At 49.5% G+C, this 3,500-nt stretch carries 2 protein-coding genes and 1 pseudogene; all 3 read left to right on the top strand.

The features are described from left to right. Positions 1–439 (top strand): annotated as a pseudogene (locus HMPREF2808_RS11470) (DDE-type integrase/transposase/recombinase); the annotation flags it as partial. Between the two features lie 446 nt (positions 440–885). Continuing rightward, a complete protein-coding gene (locus HMPREF2808_RS11475; RefSeq protein ID WP_141752611.1) occupies positions 886–2,079 on the top strand; it encodes an ATP-binding protein in 1,194 nt (397 codons plus the stop codon). After that, positions 2,076–3,389, top strand: coding sequence for a DUF6414 family protein (locus HMPREF2808_RS11480; protein WP_070533517.1), 1,314 nt, complete (start codon positions 2,076–2,078; stop codon positions 3,387–3,389). The genes HMPREF2808_RS11475 and HMPREF2808_RS11480 overlap by 4 nt, the downstream gene beginning before the upstream one ends. Positions 3,390–3,500 lie beyond the last annotated feature (111 nt).

Below are 3,500 nucleotides of genomic sequence, written 5' to 3' on the forward strand. Positions count from 1 at the left end.
TCTATCGGGCGATCACCGCCGGTGGCCAGACCCTGGACTTTTACCTCTCTCCGAAGCAGAACGTGGCCGCAGCGAAACGTTTTCTGGCCAAGGCTCTCAGATACAATGCGTCAGCCGGGTATCCCAGAGTGATCAACACCGATAAAGCATCCTCCCTAGCCAGGGCAATCGCCGAGTTGAAGTCAGGGGGAACCTGCCCGCCAACAGTGGAACACCGACAGGTGAAATACCTCAACAACATCCTAGAAGGCGACCATGGTCGACTGAAGCGGATCCTCGGGCCGAAAGGCACGTTTAAGAACCGGACATCTGCATATCGGACGTTGAAAGGAATGGAGGCGATACACTCATTGCGGAAAGGGCAAGGCACTGTGTTTGACCTCACGGGCAACCGAACCCGGACGCGGTGATCGTCAACAGGGTCTTCGAGACGGCCTAACAACGCCCACACGCAGCGGCCATCAGGAAATGAGAAACTGAGTCTTCGCTGCTCTCCGCCCAACTTTGCAACAGCACTAAACAATCACTCAACGACCTGCGCATTTGCTCAAACTTTCACCACACAGCGATCCCAGTCAGAATTCGAGTATCGGCCCGCGATCTATCCAGACGGCAACCCGCCGTCAGAAAATCAAATCCGCAACCAATGCTTCATTCATCGCCACCTCAAATGTTTGGCACACAAAATTACAGCAACACGTCGAATCGGAATCCTAAGCATCCTGCGGATGCAAATGACTAAAGGAATCGCGTGCTTCCTGTTAAACGATGCGGATATACTGAGACGCTAATAAATCTCAACCTATAGAGTGAAGCCCACTCAGGCCGTAAACATCCATCAACCTCGCATGTAATGCCGCGGGAGCAATCGGAAGAAGCGAATCATTGGACGAACCGTTAACAACACTCACGGTTAAGCTCGATCACTTCACACCCCAAGGAACGCCGATGGTGCGTTTACCAAATGGGCTGCTTTTAGCCGGGGATCAAGAGATCAAGACATTGAGCCCTAAGGTAGGCGACATCCTCGTGTATTCCTCGGGCTGGGAAATCGCATCCGACGAGAGCTGGGAGGTTAAGGCCCAAATTGGGGTTATCGAACAAAAGTCCGGCCCCGACGAAATTCTTATAAAGACTCCAGACGGGTATGCCCACAAGTTGGTGCATAGAAATGCTCGATGGAGTCTGGGAGATTACGCCCTCTTCAATGAGAGTTCTTCGATTTTGAGAGTCATCCCACAAGAAGCAGCGCGAAAAAGCACTATCGAGGATGAAGCCAGTGCCTCGAAGTTTCGTATTGACCTAGACCCTGAGAGATTTCAGTGGGACTATTTTGTCGGCTCGCACGAGATACTGACCGACGCAAAACAAATAGTAGAGTTGTACACCACGCTGGAGGGACGAGATTTAATCTCACAGATGAAGGTTGATCCTGTACACGGGGTCCTTTTCGCAGGTCCACCAGGAACTGGGAAGACCTTTTTAGCTCAAATAATGGCAGCCCAGTCTGGGTCCGCCTTCTATTTGGTTACAACCGCGTCTCTAGGTGGTCAACTGGTAGGGCAAAGTGAAGAACGACTTGAAGCAATATACGAGGACGCAGCTAAACAAGAAATGTCGATCATTTTTGTTGATGAGATTGATGTTTTAACTAAAGACCGTTCGAATGCGTATGAACACGGTTCCCGTCTCGTTAATGTATTTCTCACGAACATGGACGGAGTAGGTGCACCTGAAAATGTCCTAACTATCGGGGCAACCAACCGTATTTCCGACATTGACCGCGCGCTGCGCCGACCTGGGAGGTTTGACCGCGAAGTATATTTTCGTCTACCGAATCAAATGGACCGTCTTGAGATTTTAAAGTCTCGCACGCCAACGCTAGCCAACGATATTGACTTCGATAAAATTTCGTCACAAACCGAAGGATGGACTGCCGCAGAACTACGGTCGATTCTCCAGTACTCAGGAGAGTTAGCTGTCATCGAAGGTCGTTCAAGAATATATAATGATCACTTTCTTTTGGGATTTGAAAAAGCAACTACCGCGCGAAATGCTCGAAAGGGCGAAGAAAAGTGAATATTAAGAGTTGGTTCCGAAACTATAGGAAGAAGCACGAAAGCTTCCGTCGCTCACGGATTCTAAGGAAAATCGAGCGGCTTTCCCGTAAAGCGTCACCGCTGGGCGACATAAGACAGTTCCTCTATCTCGATGAATTGGCTCTTCGCAGCTTGTATATCTCCCGGTTCGGTCCTGAGGATGCCAAAAAGACCCTTACTCAGACGAGAACAAAGGACTTTGGATTGACACCCGGCAGCGGTGCATCTATTTCTCGGGTCAATGATCGAGCCTCGAATGGCACATCATCTATCAGCTTTCGATCTGGAAAAAGCAGAACCTTACAGATCGAACAAGTCTCTTCAGAACAGTCTCTTTTCAGAGATTTTGTGTCGAGAGAATCCTACGCCGGAAAAGAAAGTCAAATCTGGGACGGCGTGCCGCAATCCAGCAATCAACCAGAGATACCAACTGGTGGACTAAACCGCGGGCAACTAATTCAGGTCAGAATACGCCTGGAAGCCCACTCAATTTATGCCTATAGCACCATTGCTAACGCGCTTGTCGAAACCTCAGCCAATACTCCAGCTCTCGGAGTTTCCCTGGACGACACCGTTATCCAGGCCGCCCAACTAATTCAGCAAATGCTAATCGGCCAAATTCCAATAAACTCGGAGCTCGTTGATTGGGGCTGGGACAAAGAATCTAGCGCACTCATCCGTCGCGCTGATGGCACGGCAAATAATCCTATCCGCCTCGTCGGCCTTACCCAACTCGACAACTATTGGGGAGATGTTCGAGGCTTCCTTTTCGACAAATCCGAGTGCATTGCCCTGGTTCGAGTTAGCCAAGATACCCTCTCGACTAGCTGGTCTCCCCTCAAGCTCTTCGATGCTGCTAGGGGATTGCCTGGCTTCGACGGCTTTGATACAAAAATCGCCGAGTTGAATTCCTTGTTAAGCGGAAAGCAGAAAGCAGAAACACCGCTTTCAGATGCAGTGGAAAGAATCCTCAGCCATTACCTACAAATCAGAACCGACAATGAGGAGCTCAAGGTTCAACTAGAGCCACGAGTTAACGAAATAGCTCAAATGGTTCCCAATAGTTCTCAAAGTCAACTTAATAATGCATTTAACCAAGTTGATGTTTTACTTTCGTCGTCGGGAAGCACAGAAACCACTCCCGATGAGATCGGAAACTTGCGAAGCAAGGCAATTAAATTAGGCCGAGGAACCGGAGCTCCACTAAAGAGCGAGGAAAACGTCTTACGCCCACCGAACGATGATTCAGATCTCTATTTGGTAGGCGATATCATCGCTCTGTACTGGTAAAGACTATTTAACCCGTAGTGACTATTTCACCGTCATTCGCAAGAGAGGGATCGGAAGCTTTGCGGGCTCTTCCGGTTTTGGGGTGCGTAGCGGGGTGAGGTAGAAATCGAC

This window comes from Corynebacterium sp. HMSC078A10 (assembly GCF_001811565.1).
GTDB classification, from domain to species: Bacteria; Actinomycetota; Actinomycetes; order Mycobacteriales; family Mycobacteriaceae; genus Corynebacterium; species Corynebacterium hesseae.